Below are 16,509 nucleotides of genomic sequence, written 5' to 3'. Positions count from 1 at the left end.
TGTGACTGGGAATAACCGGCTGGCTGGCCTATTCGCGACCGTCCTGCTCAAGATCGAAGGTGGAGACGCCGTCCGCACTGGTCGGGCGGGCCAGCACCTCGGGATGACGGAGGGTGCGCAACGCATCGTGATATCCGGCGCGCCAATGGTCCTGCATCGAGAGGCGGGAGAACTCGTAGTCCTTGGAGTGGCCTTCGTAGCCCCGCGCGCGATAGATCAGGTGGACGAGGCTGTGCACGTTGTGAGAGCCAGCACTCCTGAGCAGCCTGACGTCTTCTTGCTCGCGCAGATCTTCAGGCAGCCTGCTCAAGAGAGCCGCCAGCTCTCGTTGCAACCGGTGCAGGCTCTTGAACTGGTCTGTGCTCGCCCGCGTGCGGCTCGAATACTGAATCTCCTTTTGCCGCGTGACGACGTCGGCCATGTTGCGCGGGATCTGGCCGCGCGCGCTCCAGAGATCGACCTGAAACACAAGCGTGTCCTGACGGGCGCCACACTCGATCACCCACTGCAAAGGCGTGTTGGATACGAGGCCGCCATCCCAATAGTGTTCGCCATCGATTTCGACCGCCGGAAAGCCCGGCGGCAGCGCCCCACTCGCCAGGATGTGCTCGGGCCGAATCGTATGCGTGGCCGTGTCGAAATAGACCAAATTGCCGGTTCTCACATTGACGGCCCCTGCGCTGAACCGCGTCAGGCCGGCGTTGATGCGATCGAAATCGACAAGGCGCTCGAGTGTCGTCTTGAGCGCGCTCGTGTCGTAGATGCTCGTGGCGGCAAGCGTTCCACCCGCTTGCAGCCATGGCGCCAGTGGCCGCGCAGAAAAGAATCCGCTCGCGCCAAACATCGCCGCAAAGCTCGCATTCACCTGATTGAGAAAATTGCGGGTGTGATCGCTATTCATCAGATCGGTGAACGGCGTGTCCAGCGTCACCTGCGTCCAGAACTCGCGAAGGCGGTCAACGCGGGAATTGGGCGGATTGCCCGCGATGATTGCAGCATTGATCGCTCCAATCGAAATGCCGGCAATCCAATCCGGATGGATGTCGGCTTCCGCCAGGGCCTCGTAGACGCCTCCCTGGTAAGCGCCCAGAGCGCCGCCGCCTTGCAACAGCAACGCGATGCAATCGAATGGCAGACGCCGGTCGGCGGTCGCGAGATGTGGTCGAGGCTGAAAGTTCATGGTTCGTGTGCTCTTGGTTTGCGGTTGCTCAAGCCCGCCCTCTATCCGGATCGCGGTCGTCGAAGGCATCCGGCTTAATAAAATATACCGTTTAGTTTATTTACTGGTCAAGCCGTGCGCGTTCACAAGCTCGTGCTGCAACTGATTGAGACCCACTGCGCCCGACCCTGTGTCGACTGTCCCAACCAGCTCGACACGATGGCGCAATGCCAAGGTCCGCTTCGACGTCACGCAGCAGGGATTAACAACCGATCTCCGTCAAGGTCAGCCCCGAGTTCGTGATTGTCAGTTGCAAATCAGAACGCGTCGCTGGCGGCCGTAGGCGTAGTAGCAATCGCTATCGGAATAATTGCCATTGTTCGAGCTGCCATAGGCATAGCCTGCAGAGCCTCCAGCGACGTAGGCTGCACCATAGCCGTATCGCCGCCCGCCATAGCCATGGCTGAAGCTTCCGGAACGGCTGTAGCTGACCGATGCAGAGCGAGCCTGGACCGAGCCTGCAACCGCGGGTCCGTCACGACCGCCGGCGGGGACGCCGCCAAGCGCCCTTAGATCGCCGCGAGGACGAGCGCCGGTGCCCAACCGAGGAGCCGGACCGCCAAGGCCGGCATGGGCCGCACCGCCGGGCCACATGGGAGGTGGACTTGCGAATGCCGGAGGACCGCCGGCCGCGATCGGCGGAGGGCTGCCCGGCCCCATTGGAGGCGGACCGGGGAATTGTGCAAACACCGCAGTCGGCGCCCACGAAATCGTTGCGAGCGCTACGCTGACGGACAGCGTCAAGAGTGCCTTCTTCCCGGACATGATAGTCTCCGTTTCAGATTTGCGTTTCAAGGACCGGCACCTGCGCGGACGGCGCAAGAGTCGGGGTCGGCGAATGAGTCTCGGGCGCCGGGTCAACCGTCTCAGACATCGGCCGGCCCTCGTCTTGGACTGGGTAGATCCGGAACCACGCCACATAGAGCGCCGGCAGGAACAAGAGCGTTAGCATCGTGCCGACGATGATGCCGCCCATCATCGCGTAGGCCATCGGGCCCCAGAAAATCTCGCGCGCGATCGGAATCAGCGCGAGACTCGCGGCCGCCGCCGTCAGCAGGATCGGACGCATCCGATGCTCGGTCGCTTCCACAACAGCATCCCAGGCCGGCCGCCCCTCCTTCCTTAAATCCTCGATCTGCACGATCAGGATCACCGAGTTTCGGACCAGGATGCCGATCAGCGCGAGCACACCCAGGATGGCAACGAAGCCGAGAGGTGCGTCGCTCGGCAGCAGGGCCATGACGACGCCGATTACGGCAAGCGGTGCGACCGCGAACACCAGGAACAGGCGGTGGAAGCTCTGCAACTGAATCATGAGGACCGTAGCCATGACGAACAGCATCAGCGGAACGACGGCCACGATCGGCGACTGGCTCTTGGCGCTCTCCTCGACGGCGCCGCCGATTGCCACCGAATAACCCGCTGGCAGTGCTTTGCTGAACTCCGCCACCCTCGGTGCCAACTGATCCATGATTGTCTTCGGCTGGACGTTGGTGACGATACCGGCCTTCAGCGTGATCGTCGGAATCCGCGCGCGACGCCAGATGGTCGGCTGCTCGATTTCGTAGCGCAGATTGGCCACGGCTCCGAGCGGCACCGATTGTCCGCCCTGTCCGGTCAACTGCAGATCCCGGAGCGTATCGATCGAGCCGCGCTCGACTGCGGTCGCGCGTCCCGTGACATTGACGAGATAGATGCTGTCGCGAACTTGTGTGATCTGGGTGCCCTCGAGCACCGAGTTCACGGCGGTGGCGATGTCTTCCGACGTCACGCCGAGCTGACGGGCCTTGTCCTGGAGCACATCGACCTTGACGACCCGCGCAGGCTCCATCCAGTCGAACACGACGTTGCCGAGATCGGGGTTGCTCCGGACGATGCCGGCGAATTGCTGCGAGAGATCCCTGACCTTCGCGACGTCAGGTCCGCTCACGCGATATTGCACCGGACGCCCCACGGGCGGGCCCACCTCGAGCAACTTGACGTAGGTGTCGGTACCTGGAAACGTCTTCCTCAGATATTCCTCGAAGCGCGCCTTGACGAGGTCGCGCGCCTTTATGCCGCCCTTGGTCACGACGACCTGCTGGCCAAACCAGGCATTGGCCGTCTGCACGTCGAACGACAGCACAAACCGCGGCGCGCCTGTGCCGACATAGGTCGACCAATGCTCCACGGAGCCATTGCCCTGCAGCTGTTCGCGCTCGAAGCGCGCCATCTGCGCATTGGTTTCGGCAATCGAAGCGTTCTGCGGGAGATTCCAGTCAATCACCAGTTCGCTGCGGTCCGACGAGGGAAAGAACTGCTGCTGCACGAAATTCATGCCGAACAACGCGACGAGGAACGCCGCAACCGTCACGCCCACCGTGATCCAGCGGTGATGCATGCAGACGAGCAGCAGACGGGAGAACATCTGCGCCATCCGACCCTTCGCCTCATGATGGCCCTTCATCTTTGCCGGCAGGATGGTAACGCCGAGCAGCGGTGTGAACAGCACCGCGACGACCCACGACACGATCAGAGAGACCGCAATCACCACGAACAGGGTGAAGGTGAACTCGCCGGCATTGCTGCTGTTCAGCCCGATCGGGATGAAGCCCGCGACCGTAACCAGCGTGCCCGTCAGCATGGGAAAGGCGGTCGACGTATAGACGTGGGTTGCCGCCTTTTCGAGGGGATCGCCGACCTCCAGCCGGGCCACCATCATTTCGACGGCAATCATGGCATCATCGACCAGAAGGCCGAGCGCGATGATCAATGCGCCAAGCGAAATTCTCTGCAATGAAATGCCGGCATAGGCCATCACTACGAACGTAATGGCGAGAACCAGCGGGATCGCAATTGCGACGACAAGCCCGGCGCGCATGCCCAAGCTGAGAAAGCTGATGGCGAGAACGATGACCACGGCCTCGAACAGCGCCTCAGTGAAGCCCGATACCGCATGCTCGACGACGACAGGCTGATCGGCGACCAGGTGAACGCCGACGCCGATCGGCAGGTCGGCAATGACCTTTGACATCTCCTCTTTCAGAGCCTCGCCGAAGTGAAGCAGGTTTGCGCCAGACTTCATGCCGATGGCTAGTCCGATTGCGGGCTGGCCGTTGTACCTGAACAGGGTCTTCGCCGGATCGGCATAACCGCGCGTGATGGTCGCGACGTCGGTCAGCGGAAAGAAGCGGTCGTTGATCCGAAGATTGACCGCGTTCAGGCTTGCCTCAGACGTGAACCGGCCATTTACCCGCACGCTGATCCGCTCGGGCCCGTCCTGGAACACCCCGGACGGTGCGACCGCGTTCTGTCCCTGCAAGGAGGCCATGATCGAGTGGACGTCGAGGCCAAGGGCGGCGACCTTCCGGGTGGAGAATTCAAGGTAAATCACCTCGTCCTGCGTTCCCAGAATGTCGACCTTGCCCACATCCGGCACGGTCAACACCTTGGCGCGGATTCCTTCGACCTCATCGCGGAGCTGACGCTGGGTCAAGCCGTCGCTGGTGAAGGCATAGATGTTGCCAAACACGTCGCCGAAGCGATCGTTGAAGCCCGGCCCGATCACGCCTTGCGGGAATTCGCCCTTGATATCCGCGATCATGTTGCGGACGCGGACCCAGGTCGGCTTGACGTCAGCCGCCTTTGTCGTGTCGCGCAGATAGACGAACACAGTGGTCTGGCCCGCGACCGTCACGCTCTTGGTGTAGTCGAGCGACTCCAGCTCCTCGAGCTTCTTTTCGATCCGGTCGGTGACCTGGCGGGTCATCTCTTCGGGCGATGCGCCCGGCCACTGTGCCTGGATCACCATGGTCTTGATGGTAAAGTCGGGATCTTCCTGGCGACCAAGCTGAAGATAGGCAAAGAGGCCTGCTGCCATGAAGGCGATCATGAAATACCAGACCAGCGAACGGTGGCGGAGCGCCCAGTCGGAAAGGTTGAACGACGTCATGGGTTCTGATCCTGTTCGATACGGACGTGTTGTCCTGGCTTGAGGCTGTGGATTCCGGCGGTCACGATGCGCGCACCGGGATAAAGCCCATCGGCGACGCGGGCACCTGCGGGGTCCCCGGCGAGATCGACCTTGTGCAGCGATACGGTGCTCGACGGCTGATCGACGACCCAGACGAAGTTCGCGCCATCCTTGGCGAGCACCGCCGAGGCGGGAACGCGCAATGTTGGAGTTTGCGCTTGGCTGAGCTTCGCCGTAACGGTCGTGCCCAAGCGGAAGCTTTCAGGCGGATTGTTCAGTGCGATGCGGACTCGCCGCAGGCGCGTCACGGGGTCTGCCTGCGGGGCGATCTCGCGAACCTTGCCTTCGACCCGGGCGGCGGGGAGCAACTGCAAGCCGACGGTGAACGGCAAGCCGATTTCAAGCGGCACCGGGAAATCCTCTCCGATATCGACCACCGCCTCCCGGATGTCGGGCCTCGCAACCGTCACGACATTTTGGCCAGGAGAGACCACCTGTCCGACTTCTGCGCCCACCGCAGTGACGACGCCGGAGAAATCGGCCTTGAGCTGGGCATAACCCCGTTGCTCTATGGCCTTGATCAAGTTCGCCTGTGCGTGCGCGACCGACGCGGCGGCACCGGCTCGCGCCTGCTCGGCGTTGTCCAGTGTCTGCTTTGTGGTGGCGTCGGTTGTGATGAGGGTTCGCTGCCGCTCCTCAGTCGCCGTGGCAGTCGCCAGCAGCGCTTCGGCCTTGGTGAGCTCAGCCTTCGCCGCGCGCACGGCAAGCTCCAGAGCCATGGAATCGATGACACCGACCGTTTGTCCCTCGCTGACGAGGTCGCCAACAGAGACGGGACGCCCGGTCAGACGTCCCAGGACGCGAAACGCGAGATTGGTCTTGTACCGCGGCTCGACAACGCCAACGGCGACGACGCCGTCCGGGCGGTTCGGCTCGAGGACCGTCGACAGCACGGGTCGCACAGGCTCGGGCGCTTTCGCGTCCTGCTGACATCCTGCCAGCGCGAGCGCTGACACAAACGTGCCGGCTGCAATCATGGCGCGCCTCTTCATGACGGGTCTCCCTCATATGTGACGGCCTGGCCGTTGCTCAGCAGCTTGCCGCCATCGATCACGACGCGCTCGCCTGGCTTGAGTCCCGCCTTGATCAGCACTTCACGGGCTTCATAACCGCCGATCGTCACCGGCTTGAGCGCAGCTGTTTTCGTCACCGGATCGACGGTCCAGACCGCGGGCTTCGATCCGGCCGCCGCCAATGCGCTCCAGGGCAACGCGATCTGCTGCTGGGCTTTCGCTTTGACAGTTCCCGCCACGGCGCTTCCAAGCGTCATCGCTGCCGGCGGATCCTGGATGGCAACCTTGACGCGGATGGTCGCGCTCTTCGCGTCAATCGCGGGTGACACCTCCCTGACATGCCCCCTCGCCGCCACACCTGCGTCGGAGACAAGCGCCAACGACACGCGCCCTTCGTCGAGATCGCCAAACAAGAGAGATTCGTAGATATCGAACACGGCATCCCGTTCGCCGTCCTGCGCCAGCGAGAAAACGGGTTGTGCGGCCTGGACGACCTGGCCGACTTCCAAATTGCGCGCGGTGACGACGCCTGCCTCTTCGGCGCGCAGCGCCGTATACCCAAGGGCGTCTTTCGACGTTCCGAGCTCCGCTTTTGCGGCTTCAAGCGCACCTTCTGCGGTTCGCAACCCTTCCTGCGCCTGATCGTAGACCGTCCGCGTGGTAAAACCGCTTGCGATCAGCGCCTTTTGCCGTTCGAAGGTTACCTTGGCCACGCGCAGCTGAGATTCTGCGGCCAGCACCGCCGCGGTCGCGGCATCGACGTCGGCCTGCTGCTCGGTTGGATCGAGCACAGCCAGGATCTCTCCAGCCTCGACGTGAGCGCCGACATCGACATACCGCGCGAGCACACGTCCGCTGACGCGGAATGACAGGTCAGCGTGGAAACGGGCCTGGATTTCGCCGGTCAGGGTGACAGAGGTTTGGCGGTCGCGTGGCTGCACGATCTCCGTACGCACGATCGCCGCGCGCGCGACGGGAGCGGCGGCGCGATCGTTGCAGCCACTCAGCGCGATTGCGACAAGCGCCGCCGCCAGGCCACCGGGGCCCCTCAGCTTGCGTTTCCGGGCAGCTTGGTCGATTTCGCCGTGGTTCGTAGCGTGAAGGGTCATAGCAGGTCCATGCGGTGGCGGGGTGACATCAGCGCGCCCAGCACATCCGCCGCTGGACGGGCAGAAACGGGCGGGGCTCCGTGAGCCGGATTCGGATCCGGTCGGGTCGCAACGGGGCGGCTCTCCCGATCGTGGCAGCTCGCTCCTGTGCAAAGTGCCGAGGCATCGGAAGGGTCGACGTTTGACCGGCGAGGCGACCGCATGATGCGACGTTTCGCCATCGCCCCGGTCGCCTGCCGCTCACGCGCTGACAACGGAAACGAGAGGACGACGGACGTGAATCCGTCACCAAAGCCATGCTCGACACGGCCGCCGAGACCCCTGGCAAGATCATTGCTGAGCCGCAGTCCGCGCCCCGCAGCGCTCCGTGACGACCGCGATCCATTGTCGAGGACGACGCAGTTCACCAGCGCGCCGATTCGTGTCAGCTTGATCTTGATTTCCCCGGTCCGCGCCTCGAAGCCCGCATGCGTCGCTGCATTGGTGACGAGCGCGTGGACGATCAATCCGAACTGCCGGCATCGCTCGGGTTGGAGCGGAAGAAATTCGGTCGCGAGTGCCAGCCGGATGTCCATCCGATCCAGCAACGAACGGCGCACGGCGCAGCCCATCATGCGAATGTAGGTCGCGGCGTCGATCAGCGCCTTGCCCTTGGGCACTGCCAGCGTCTGTTGCAGATCGGCATAACCGTGCAGTAACTCGACGACGTCGCTGAGGGCGCGCTTGGCCTCCGCGCCCTCGACCCGGACGGCCGCGGCCGAGATCAGGTTGATCGCCGAGGCGAGCCCACCATCGATCCGGTGATTCAATTCGCGCAGCAGGATGCCCTGCTGCACTATTGGCGAACCCGGGCTGCATATACTCACGACGGTCTCCTCAGTTGCGCCGAACAGGCGGCGGTCGAACGCGCCTGTGGCGATCGACCGGTCATCCGGATCAGCCGGATCAGCCGGCGCAGGCACGAGCTAAACTATACTATACCGTATATTTTCTTTTCATTGCATTTCCTGCCGGCACGTGTCAAGTGCAATCCAGACACGCAAAAACTCGTGGTGAGGAGATCCTGATGGCAAAGAACAAAAGCCCGAAACGCGGCAGGCCACCCAAAGACCTGGCCGGCGACGTCCAGGCGCGGATTCTCGATGCAGCCCAGCAGCTCTTTCTCGAGAAAGGATTTCGGAGCGCCAGTATCGACGACATCTCCGAGTTGGCGCCTGCGAGCAAACCGACCATCTATGCCCACTTCCCCGGCAAGGAGGCGCTGTTCGTGGCTGTGGTGGCGCGGACCATCAACGGATTGACCGATTTCGAGGGGTTCACGCCGGCAGGCCGCACCATCCAGGAAAAGCTCGCCAATCTCGGCATCGAGATCGTGGAGAGATTTGTCGAGGACACGTTGGACCTCACGCGCGCAACGATCGCCGAGGCGCGCCGATTTCCCGAGTTGAGCCGGAATGTTCACGATGCGGCGCGCGACCGCGCGGCTGGAGCGGTTTCGCAGCTCTTGAACGAGGCGACGCACAGGGTCGCGCGCTCAGCCAAAGGCCCCCTCAGCGCAAAGCGGAGCGTTGCGACCGCTCAAATGTTCATGGATCTCATTCTGCTTCCGATGCTGATGAGATCTCTGATGGGCGAAGAACTGAAAGATCTCAAAAAGGAGCTGCCGACGTTCCTGCACGAGCGGGTCAATTTCTTTCTCGCGGCTTGCGAGGCGGACTGGAGACCGTGAACCAGCCGAAGGCCCTGCAGCTATCCTTGCGCCACGACTTTGGGACGGACATCGGCGGCCAGGCCGATCGGCCGCCCCCACGGTCCATGACGCATAGCGCCGGCGCAGAAATCCATCATCTCGTCGAATGTGGGCAGAACGGCAGCCGCATTGATCCGCGACGGATTGAGATAGCCCTCCATTGCTTCAAGCAGGCAACAGGCCATTGCCATTGCACATCCCGGTCGCAGCTCGCCGCTCGCCTGTCCGGCAGCGATGGTCGCGCGCACAAGCCCCCGGATACGGTCTGCGTGAGACAGGGCGACTGCCCAGTTCTCGCGTACCGCCGCGGCGACCAATTCGTGTTGCTTGGTGTCGTGCTCCAGCCGATGTTGGTGCAGCTGCGAGATCGTCCTCAAAGCAGCCGTCAGGCGCTCGAGAGCGGAGTCGCCGCGAGCCGCAAGCGTTGCAGCCGCGGACACGCGATCGAGATGATCCGCCACGACCGTCTCTTCGATCGCCTGCCTTGAAGGAAAAAAGCGGTAAACGTTAGCGGGCGACATCGACGCCCCGCGAGCGAAATCGGCGACGGTGGTCTTCCTGAAACCGATCTCGCCGTGCAATCGGATCGCTGCGTGGACGATCCGCCGACGAATGCACGACAATTCGACTTCGCGCATCCGCTCTTGCATCGCTTGCGACCTCAGCGAGATGCGATCGAATGCAATTCACGCCGGCAGGTTTCGCCGAAGTGACGCAAGGGATCCATCTCCTTCATGAGCTCTGGCAAATCGACCAGTTCGGGGTTCGGCGAAAGGTAGGTTTCGACGATCAGGCGGCCTGCCCGCTCAGCGGCTTGAACCACCTCATCGCTAGAAAGAATCCTCATCCGCCCGATAAGCGCGTACAGCTTGACCAGTTGCGGAATCTCGGATCTGTCGCTGACGAGCGCCTCGGCGTAGAGACGAGAGGCTTCCTCAATGAAACTCCTATAAAGCCGCTCGCGCTTGGCGATCGACCGGGCATCATGGCGCTCGCGAAGCTTGCGGCGCCGGGTCACCCATCCTGTCACGATCGTGGAGATCGCTCCGAAAGCCGAGCCGCCGAACGCGGCAAAGGCGGGCGCATAAATCGTGTTCATGCGATCAGTCCTCATCTCTCGCGCTGCGGCGGGGCGCCCCGATAGTCCTGACCGCCGCAGTTTCCGCAGCACGGTCGAAGACGGCCCTGCAAGCATCGCTGAGCGCTGACTCTTTTTGCCGGAGACAGGCCTCTACGTTCGTGGCGTCGGGGATGTAGCCAAGGCACAGCCGGAAGGCGTCAGGCGCGCATGCTGCCCTCTGTTCAGGAGTGCCGCGGTTCTCTTCCGCGACGGCAGTCCCGTTGCCGAACATCGCCGCCAGCATGATTACTAATGTGTACTTGAGCATACAAAATCCCTTCTTCTGCCGAGGCATCGCGCTTTCGAACGGGAAACGCAGCATCATGCTCCGATTCCCTGCCCGTCGAACTGTCTGAACACGAGCTTGTGAGTCTTCGCTCTTGACACACCCCGCGGCCCGGGATGTATATGAACTATACGGTTTAGTGTATTTAAGGAGCCGAGAATGTCAACCCTCTTGTGGTCGTTCGCAAAGGAAAATCCGTGGCCGGGGCTTGCGCTCGCATCCCTGAACCTGGTCGTGGCCCTGTCCCTCGTGGCCCTGAGTCTGCTGCTGGGTGTTACGATAGCGTTGCTTGCCGAGCTGCACGCATTCGCCGGCGAGCGGTCCTGCATCGCGCCGAAAGGACTTCAGCACGGGACCCGGGCGCTGTGAGCAGAACATCCGTCTTGTCAATGCGTGCGCGCGGTTCAGTCGATACTCAAGCTCCCGTGTGGGGTTACTTTATGTGGGTCGGCGGAGCGTTGCTCGTGCTGCTCTTTGCGGCCAATTCCCTGCTGCCGCTGCCCCCGCCAAACAAGCACATCGAATCGCACTCTACGCTTCCGCCGATCCGGATCGCCTCCGAGCTGAAGGGACCGGAAGCAGTCATCATCGATACCAGCCAGCCCGGTTTCCGGCCCGATCTTCCGGATAGTGAGATTGCAGTCCCTTCGCCGCTTACCTCGGATGTGGCCGATACCGTACGACAGCCGCACGCGCCAATATCCGAGCAAGCCGATGCGAGTGATGGTAGTCCCGCAATTCCCATCCATGTCCGCGAAACGTTGGCGCAGTTAAAGCTGGGACTTTCCGAACAAGCCGACTCAAGCACGAGGCCAGTCGGGCTTACCTCGGAACCACGACGCAATTTCGCACGGACTCGGTCCGGGAAGCGGCGGCGACCTGGTCGGCATTCGAGTCTCGATACCACACTCGAACGGTGCGCTTCACTGAGCCAAGGTTCGTGTCGATAGGCCCGTCGTGGACCCTCGCACACCCATAAGACCACCGATCAGTTTTTTCACGGACAGCCACGGGATTTGCCTCATGTCGAAGAAGCGATTGTTAGCGATTATCGTCTTGTCCGCCACGTTTGCTGCTACGGGCACGAGAGCCGACGTCACCCACTCACCTTTGGACGCCGCAAAAAGCGGCGTAGCCGCCCAAGGCTATGCCGATGAGGCAGCGATACGTCGCCTGATCGAGCAATTTCGCACGATAAAGATACAACTCAGTCAGGCGGTAGCGATCGCCGAGCATCTACATGACGGTTCAAGGCCGGTGGATGTCAGCTTTGAGATATCCGGTCCGGCCATTTATCGCGTGCGAACGGTAAGAAACGAGCGCATTTGGGAAAATGTCGTAGATGCGAACACCGGAAACGTGACGGAAAAGGAAATATCGTCATCGCTGAAGGAACTCGACCGAGAGGATCTCGGCAAAATCATTGCCCTGAAGTCAGTTGAGCAAGAGCTGTCGGACGCCGTACGCATCGCCGAGAAAGCTACAGAGGGAAGCGCTCTAGCCGGAGGTCTGATAAAGCAGGATGGCAAACTCAACTTCGTGGTCGTCATCGCCAGTGGTGATCGCTTGAAGGAGGTCACGCTCGAACCGCCCAGAGTCGGTAAGCAAGGCGCAACTCCCCGCTAGGCGACGTAGGTCTAAACCGATGGGCCAGATCGCTGTTACCGCGACCTGATGTTTCAGAGATCAGAAGAACTCGCTTTTACCTCAGCCCTGCTCTCGTCCATCCATCGCGTCGAGCCCGACGTCCACGCCTCCGACCGGCTGCTCACATTTGCGGACAATAGATTTTTCTTGATCTCCCGGTGCACACGCCGCCCTCCATCTACTTGAAAAACTTGAACTCTCGCTCCAATCCATCATGGGGAAGTTTGAGCTAGCCACGGCCAAGAAGGTCGAGGCCGATGAAGAGTGGTCCACTTGCGCCAAGAGCTGCCCGAGCTGCTACGTGCGATCGCCGTCTGTGTGGTACAGATCTCGTTCAAGTGGTCGCTCGCGACTATCGTGCCGCCACCTAGACCCATGCACTCCTCAAAGTTGCCATGATGCGTGGAAGCAGACCTCTGCCGCATGCCAACATGCGGCAATCCGTCCGCCGCTCGCATTGGCTTCGCATGATTGCGCGGAGGCGGAAAGTTGACGAGATTGAGGTAAATGATGCGATGTATACGAAGCGCGTTGCGGCCCGACAGCCTCGGCATGATGGGTCTTATCGAGCGACTTGAGAGGCGGTTCACTACGAATTTTGATTCTTGCGTGCTCCCCTCAACCGTGTCGCGGTAGACGGCGACTTCACCCATTCTGTCATCTGGATACAGGTGAGAAGATCAACGTAGCGTCGAGCCACGGTCTCGCAGGGTCGGCTTTGACCCAGATCAAGCGGGCGTCGGCGTTCTCCATCGTGCCCCCTCGCATCATGATCGTCGAAGGCGTACCCAATCCTCCTGCCGTGAGCACGACGCTCGCCGTCGCCAACCTCAGATCGGGCCCTGACGCTTGTTCGGAAAGCCTGACGTGGTCGCGGGTTGACCAGCAGCAGCCTCTGGCAAGCGAAAGATAACTGGCGCAGCAGCACGGCCCATTGGGTTCGGCTCGCGCTTAAGACGGAGAGAAGCCCCAAAGCCATCAGCGGCATGCCAAGCCAGGTCCAGCCCCACCCGTCATCGCCCGCCTTTGCGGTGGAAAAGGCGAGCGACGGCGCCGAGGCGGCAACCACGTCACTGGCGGCCGGCGCGGCCGCCAGAAGTGCCTCCACGTCGACTTGCCGCGGCGTGATCTCGTCAGGCGTGGGCCGGTCGTTCGCGCGTCTGGAAAGGGGGGCCGGCGACACGGGGGTCGCGATCCCGGTAGCAAGGACGGGACCGGCATCAACCACCAGCACGGGCGCGGACGGGCTCGGCCGCGACGTATCCTCGAGTGCGGAGCGCTGCAGCTCAGCGCGCGCATCCACCACCGCCATCCGCTTGCGCGCTGCGATCTTGTCCTCTTCGGCCGTGGCGGCACGATGTCTGGCGGCGCGATGCCGAACCGGCTTCTTCACCGTCTCTGTCCCTTCGGCGATCTGGAACCAGCATCTGCGCCGGCCTTCCACCCGATAGACCCAGTGCTGGCCGTCGGCAGTCGACTTGCCGGGCCGCGGCAAGCACTCCACTTCCGCGGAAGTGGGCGCAGGGGCTGCCGCGGGACCGGTATTGAAGAATCCGGAAAAGGGATTCGAAGACGCAGACGACGTCGAGAGACCTGCAAGAAGCACAAAAGCAGCAAAACAAAATCGCAAATGACCGGACATGGAAACCACCGGTGTTGCGCCCCTGCCCGGAAACCCGATTTGACCGTGACCTAGGTCGCAATGCGACTTAAATCCGGCAACGCAGTGGATTCATTTTGGCCATAGGCAAGGTGCAGGCACGAATTCCGCACCAGTTCTGCAGTCGGGGGCCCGACGCAAAAGGAGGGGCGCCGACCCAAGCTCGTCCTCGGTTTTGAGCGGATTGACCGCTACCGTCCCTACGACGGCCCGACCATCAGCTCGATCGTCCACTTTTGCCATCCCCTCAAGGTCGCACTTTCAAACATCGGCGCGCGCGCAAAGTTGCAAAGGCTGTAACTGTACCCGAACGGATGTAGCCGATGTTACGGGTACCAGACGAAGCGCCATATCCGAACTGACGACTGGGCATTCGACCTTCCCAGGATGACATTCTGTCCGGAGTGCAGAACCCGTCCGATCGCGCGGAGCGATTGCGATGAGGGAGGCTACGATGGATTTTTCGCGGATGTCGGATGGGATCCGGGTGCATCACGCCTCCCATCGCCACGATGGGTACGATGGCGACGACGAACCGGATTCGGCACCGAGCGCCCCGTTCCCGACTGACGCGGCCGGCGGCAGCGCCCCGGCCCATGGTCCCGGCCCGTTTGCAGGGCTCGATGCGCATCCCACGACCGCGAATTCCCCGCCCCATGACTCCCTCCCGGTTCAATCCGACCATCCCACCGCATCGGGGGTCGGCAGCGGCGGCCACGTCGGCAACCACACTGCGGCGAGCCTGGATGCTTCGGCAACGAAGCCCATAGCCGGCACATCCCATTCCGAGGTGGGCATTGCTTCGGTCGAGAGCGGGTCGAACACGGCCGGGAACGGCGGAGACGGCTACTTTTACGGAAGTATGATTCACGCGTCTCTGTTGATCTATGAACCGATCAACATCTCGGTGAGTTTGGGATACGGCTCTGTCGCCCTGGCCAACCAGTCCAACAATTTGAGTGTCGATCAATCCGCCTTTCAGATGGCCAGCGTCGGCGGACATGGCGGGAATGACAACGTCGCATCGGGAGGCAGCATCAGCACCTCCCTGGGTTCCGGCGTGATCGCGAGCGGCGACAACGGCGCCGGAAATGGCGGCAGCGGCTATTTCTCGGGTGCGTTGGTGGATGCTCCCGTGGCGATCTATCATCCGATCAATATTGCGGTGGCGGGCTCAGGCGGCACTGCGCATGCAAGTCAATCAAACACACTCGACATCGATCAATCGGCTACGCAGATCGCGGGCGTCGGCGGAAGTGGCGGAAATGGCAACATGGCTGCCGGCGGCAGCATCATGACGCTCGACCCCAGTTGGGGATCAAGCTTTGGGGGGAGCGCCTGGGACGTTCAAACGGGCGGGAGCCAGGCCGGCAATGGCGGCGACGGCGCGTTCTACGGGAGTCTCGTCCATTCTTCCGTCGTCGTGTACGACCCGATCAACGTCGCAGTCGCAGCCTATGGCTCCAACGTTCATTCGGCCCAGACGAATGACACCTACGTGGATCAATCCATAGTTCAGATGGCCGGCATTGGCGGGCACGGCGGCAATGGCAACGCCGCGGCGGGCGGCCACGCAGACCTACTTTCCCACGGCTTGTGGGGCGGCTCCGACACGATTGCGACCGGCTCGAACGGCGCAGGCAATGGCGGCAACGGCTATTTTTCCGGCAGTCTGATCGATGTCAGCGTCGCGATCTATGCACCCATCAATATCGCAATCGCAGGTCCCCATTCGACGGCCGTGGCCGACCAGGTCAACAACGTGCACATCGACCAGAGTGCGGTCCAGATTGCCGGAATAGGCGGAGACGGCGGCAACGGCAATCTCGCGCTGGGTGGCGATCTTTCCGCCCATCTTCTGTCGGATCTTCACCTGTTGGCATAGCGAAACATCGTGTCGCTCGCGCAAGGCCCGATCGCGGGGCAGCGGACTCCGTCCTGCGCATGCAAATCTCGCGCAGAGGCGGCTTCCCCCGATGTTTCGAGCTCCGATGTTGCGCGACGAATGTCATCCTTTCGTACGTAGGCCGACCAAGCCGGATGGTGTCCGATTTGACATCTATCGCCATCGCGCGTGGGCGGATCAGAGTTGCCGCGCGCGTCCGCCTGATCGGGATGGATGATGCGAGAAAGCCAACAGCAACAGAAAGAGAAGGAGGGAGGCTCAGATGATGCCCAAAGCGATCAACATCTCGGACTCGATCGAATTCAAATCGATCAGCACCGGTGGTCAGAATGTCGGAAATGGCGGCGACGGCACCTTCAAGGGAGCCATCATCAGCAAGCCGACGCTCAACTTCGATCCAACCAACAAGGCGGAAGGTGCCGACGTGCACGTGAGCACCGGCGATCACGTCAAACAGACGGCAGATTGGGATGCCGGCGGCGCCAACGCGCAGGCCTCGTTGTTTTCGAAGGCCCATGGCGGAGACGCCGAGTCGAATGGAAGCCAGAAATCCTACAGCGGTTATGATACCTCCAAGGTCTACGCCAATACGGATGCGACCCAGATCAACAAGCTCTCGGTGGACCAGCATCAAGAGGTCGTTGCCGGCATCGGCGGCAATGGGGGAGACGGCAACGCCGCGCTGGGCGGCGAAGTGGACTTCCATCTCAGTACGTTCTGACCGCCGGCCCGTCCGACTGGCAGGACCGGTGATCGCTGTCACCGGTCCTGCAGTTCAAGCCAATAC

General features: G+C 62.0%; 14 protein-coding genes. 5 read left to right on the top strand and 9 right to left on the bottom strand.

Going from position 1 to position 16,509, the window contains the following annotated elements; genetic code table 11:
- Window positions 1-28: 28 nt before the first annotated feature.
- The 5 genes from ACVW1C_RS36355 to ACVW1C_RS36335 all read right to left on the bottom strand — a co-directional run bounded on the left by ACVW1C_RS36355 (window position 29) and on the right by ACVW1C_RS36335 (window position 8,189).
- A complete protein-coding gene (locus ACVW1C_RS36355; RefSeq protein ID WP_456762365.1) occupies window positions 29-1,180 on the bottom strand; it encodes a DUF3734 domain-containing protein in 1,152 nt (383 codons plus the stop codon).
- An 817-nt stretch (window positions 1,181-1,997) separates the two neighbouring features.
- Window positions 1,998-5,150 carry an efflux RND transporter permease subunit gene (locus ACVW1C_RS36350; protein ID WP_456762364.1) on the bottom strand — a complete coding sequence of 1,051 codons (3,153 nt, stop codon included), beginning with the start codon at window positions 5,148-5,150 and terminating at the stop codon, window positions 1,998-2,000.
- Window positions 5,147-6,223: an efflux RND transporter periplasmic adaptor subunit gene (locus ACVW1C_RS36345; protein ID WP_456762363.1), complete on the bottom strand. Its 1,077-nt coding sequence runs from the start codon at window positions 6,221-6,223 to the stop codon at window positions 5,147-5,149. Before ACVW1C_RS36345 ends, ACVW1C_RS36350 begins: the two co-directional genes overlap by 4 nt.
- Window positions 6,220-7,353, bottom strand: a complete 1,134-nt coding sequence (locus ACVW1C_RS36340) for an efflux RND transporter periplasmic adaptor subunit (protein ID WP_456762362.1) — start codon at window positions 7,351-7,353, stop codon at window positions 6,220-6,222. The genes ACVW1C_RS36345 and ACVW1C_RS36340 overlap by 4 nt, the downstream gene beginning before the upstream one ends.
- The gene (locus tag ACVW1C_RS36335) at window positions 7,350-8,189 is read right to left on the bottom strand and encodes a sensor histidine kinase (RefSeq protein ID WP_456762361.1); all 840 of its coding nucleotides are present in this window, start codon (window positions 8,187-8,189) and stop codon (window positions 7,350-7,352) included. Before ACVW1C_RS36335 ends, ACVW1C_RS36340 begins: the two co-directional genes overlap by 4 nt.
- A 44-nt stretch (window positions 8,190-8,233) precedes the next feature.
- On the opposite strand from ACVW1C_RS36335, the gene ACVW1C_RS36330 reads away from it, so the two are divergent.
- Complete coding sequence (locus ACVW1C_RS36330; RefSeq protein ID WP_456762360.1) at window positions 8,234-9,082, top strand: TetR/AcrR family transcriptional regulator; 849 nt, start codon at window positions 8,234-8,236, stop codon at window positions 9,080-9,082.
- Window positions 9,083-9,102: 20 nt separating this feature from the next.
- Here the strand turns inward: ACVW1C_RS36330 and ACVW1C_RS36325 are convergent, their stop codons facing one another.
- Genes ACVW1C_RS36325 through ACVW1C_RS36315 form a run of 3 tightly spaced genes read right to left on the bottom strand, consistent with a single transcriptional unit; the run spans window position 9,103 to window position 10,548 of the window.
- Window positions 9,103-9,741, bottom strand: a complete 639-nt coding sequence (locus ACVW1C_RS36325) for a TetR/AcrR family transcriptional regulator (protein ID WP_456762359.1) — start codon at window positions 9,739-9,741, stop codon at window positions 9,103-9,105.
- Between the two features lie 23 nt (window positions 9,742-9,764).
- Complete coding sequence (locus ACVW1C_RS36320; protein WP_456762358.1) at window positions 9,765-10,202, bottom strand: hypothetical protein; 438 nt, start codon at window positions 10,200-10,202, stop codon at window positions 9,765-9,767.
- A 4-nt stretch (window positions 10,203-10,206) separates the two neighbouring features.
- Complete coding sequence (locus ACVW1C_RS36315; RefSeq protein ID WP_456762357.1) at window positions 10,207-10,548, bottom strand: hypothetical protein; 342 nt, start codon at window positions 10,546-10,548, stop codon at window positions 10,207-10,209.
- Window positions 10,549-10,668: 120 nt separating this feature from the next.
- On the opposite strand from ACVW1C_RS36315, the gene ACVW1C_RS36310 reads away from it, so the two are divergent.
- Window positions 10,669-10,878 (top strand): hypothetical protein, encoded by a 210-nt coding sequence (locus ACVW1C_RS36310; protein WP_456762356.1) that lies wholly within the window; start codon window positions 10,669-10,671, stop codon window positions 10,876-10,878.
- A gap of 654 nt (window positions 10,879-11,532) precedes the next feature.
- On the top strand, window positions 11,533-12,135 hold the full coding sequence (locus ACVW1C_RS36305) for a PepSY domain-containing protein (protein WP_456762355.1): 603 nt from the start codon (window positions 11,533-11,535) through the stop codon (window positions 12,133-12,135).
- Window positions 12,136-12,745: 610 nt separating this feature from the next.
- Here the strand turns inward: ACVW1C_RS36305 and ACVW1C_RS36300 are convergent.
- Window positions 12,746-13,798 (bottom strand): hypothetical protein, encoded by a 1,053-nt coding sequence (locus ACVW1C_RS36300; protein WP_456762354.1) that lies wholly within the window; start codon window positions 13,796-13,798, stop codon window positions 12,746-12,748.
- A 472-nt stretch (window positions 13,799-14,270) separates the two neighbouring features.
- Here ACVW1C_RS36300 and ACVW1C_RS36295 point away from each other — a divergent pair, with 472 nt between their 5' ends.
- Window positions 14,271-15,701, top strand: coding sequence for a hypothetical protein (locus ACVW1C_RS36295; protein WP_456762353.1), 1,431 nt, complete (start codon window positions 14,271-14,273; stop codon window positions 15,699-15,701).
- Window positions 15,702-15,984: 283 nt separating this feature from the next.
- The gene (locus tag ACVW1C_RS36290; RefSeq protein WP_456762352.1) at window positions 15,985-16,443 is read left to right on the top strand and encodes a hypothetical protein; all 459 of its coding nucleotides are present in this window, start codon (window positions 15,985-15,987) and stop codon (window positions 16,441-16,443) included.
- Window positions 16,444-16,509 lie beyond the last annotated feature (66 nt).

This window comes from Bradyrhizobium sp. USDA 4011 (assembly GCF_054063415.1).
This window is presented reverse-complemented; position numbering and strand designations above follow the sequence as displayed.